Origin of the sequence: Nitrosomonas sp. Nm166 (assembly GCF_900112825.1) — a bacterium.
Lineage (GTDB): Bacteria > Pseudomonadota > Gammaproteobacteria > Burkholderiales > Nitrosomonadaceae > Nitrosomonas.
The window spans coordinates 1-2,310 of the sequence record NZ_FONE01000104.1; the positions used below are offsets into that span (position 1 = coordinate 1).

The 2,310-nt window shown below is 57.1% G+C and carries 1 protein-coding gene; it reads right to left on the bottom strand.

Annotated elements, in window-relative coordinates:
• Positions 1-2,310 (bottom strand): amino acid adenylation domain-containing protein (locus tag BM021_RS14865; protein ID WP_143074372.1); only part of this gene is annotated, 2,310 nt, incomplete at both ends.

Here is a 2,310-nt window from a genome sequence, read left to right on the forward strand (position 1 = left end):
AAATTCCGGTTCCGGCAACTGCTTGCGATCCACCTTGCCGTTGGCATTCAACGGCAGATTCTCCAGCACCACAATCGCCGCCGGAATCATGTAATCAGGTAAGGTTGCTGCCAGCGCGCCACGCAGTTCCGCGCTATCGACTGTATGGCCAGCATGGCACGACACATAGGCCACCAATCTGGCGCCGCCCGGCCCTTCTTTTGCCATCACCACCGCTTCACGAATTTGCGACTGGAGCAGCAGTTGCGTTTCGATCTCGCCCAGTTCAATACGAAATCCTCTGATCTTGATCTGGTGATCCAGTCGCCCCAAATATTCAACCTGCCCATCTGCGCGCCATCTCACCAAATCTCCGGTGCGGTAGAGCCGCCCGCCGTTGTCGTCAAACGGGTCGGCCACGAATCGTTCCGCAGTCAGGCCCGGCCGGTTCAGATAACCGCGCGCAAGCCCGGTACCACCCAGATACAATTCACCAGCTACGCCTTGCGGAACCAAATTCATTTCAGCATCCACAATATAAGCGGTGCGGTCGCCAACCGGTGAGCCGATCGGCAGATAACCAGCGTCAAATTGCGTTCCAGGGTAAGCCTTAAAAATCAGTGGCGTGATGACTGTCTCGGTGGGGCCGTAGCCATTGATGATGCGCGGCGGATGCAGTGTTTCCTGCACAAAATCAAAACTGCTGCGGCTCATCGCTTCGCCGCCTACGGTATAGGAGCGAATCGGTAAATTCCGCCCAGTGCTGCCGGTAAATTCCGCCAGTTGCTGCAAATAACCGGGGGTAAAGCAGGCAATCGTAATGCGATGCCGTGAAATCTCGACAACCGTGCGGTCAGCCGACCATAAGTCGTTGTCCCGCGGCATCAGTGCCGCGCCAAAAGCCAGCGGCACCAGCCAGCGTTCATGGGCGCCATCAAAATTGATCGATGCAAATTGCAGCTCGCGGTCGTCTGGTGTCATGCCGTAACGTTTGCCAATCGATTGCACATGCATCGACAGCGGGCCATGCGCCACACCGACCCCTTTGGGTTTTCCGGTAGAGCCGGAGGTGTAGATGATGTAAGCCAGATGTTCGCCATGCAGGTTCACGTCCGGATTGCTTTGCGGCCAATCGCTCAGATCCAGGGTATCCAGGTCCACAACCTGGCATCCTGCCACCTGCGGAATCCGCTCCCTGATATGACTTTGCGTCAACAGCAATTCGACGGCGCTGTCGCTCACCATGTGATTTAACCGTTCACGCGGATAGTCCGGATCCAGCGGCACATAGGCACCGCCAGCCTTCAGCGTCGCCAGCAATCCAACCACCATTTCTATCGAGCGCTCAACGGCGATCCCCACCCGGTTTTCAGGCCTGACTCCCAGTGCAATCAGCTGATGCGCCAACCGGTTCGCACGTTCGTTCAGTTGCGCGTAACTCAGTTCCGTATTGCCAAAAATCAGTGCGGTTGCGTCCGGGCGCACCACAGCCTGGCGTTCGATCAGCCGGTGTACCGGTTCGCTATTATCATAACGCTTCTCATTAACGCCCCAGTCCTTGAGCTGTTGCCATTGCGCGATACTTAACAGCGTAATGTCGCCTGCACAGCGATCGGGGTGCCCGGCCAGTTGTTCCAGCACTTGCAGGTAGTGTTCACCCAGCCGTTTGATCGTGTCCGCTTCAAATAACTCGGCGGCATAGGTGAAACGCGCGTCGATCCTGCCATCCGGCCGCTCCAGCGTGTCCAGCGTCAATTCAAACGGCGCGCCTTGTTCACCCAGTTCGTATTTCTCGATCGTCAAACCCGGCAGTTGTTCCAACGCGCGATAATCTTCGCGCAGGTGATTGAACATCACCTGAAACAGCGGGTTCTGATTTAGACTGCGTTCCGGTTGCAGTGCTTCAACCAGTTGTTCAAACGGCAAATCCTGGTAAGTCTGCGCACCCAGCGCCGCTTCGCGCGTCTGATCCAGAATTGCACCCAAGGGCATGCGCCCGTCCATGCAGTTGCGCAGCACCTGGGTATTGACAAAGAATCCCACCAGATTCTCGATTTCCACCCGATGGCGGTTGGCAATCGGCACGCCGACACGGATATCGCTGTGCCCGGTGTAGCGGTACAACAGTACCTGGAAACCGGTCAATAACGCCATAAACAGCGTAGTACCCCGCTCCAGCGACTGACGCTGCAGATGCGCAACCAATGCGGGCGGCAGCACAAAATCATGCAGCGCGGCACGGTAGCTGCCGGAGGATGAGCGCGGGTGATCCACCGGGAATTGCAACGCGGCATGGTCGTCACCCAGTTGCTTGCGCCAGTACGCTAATTG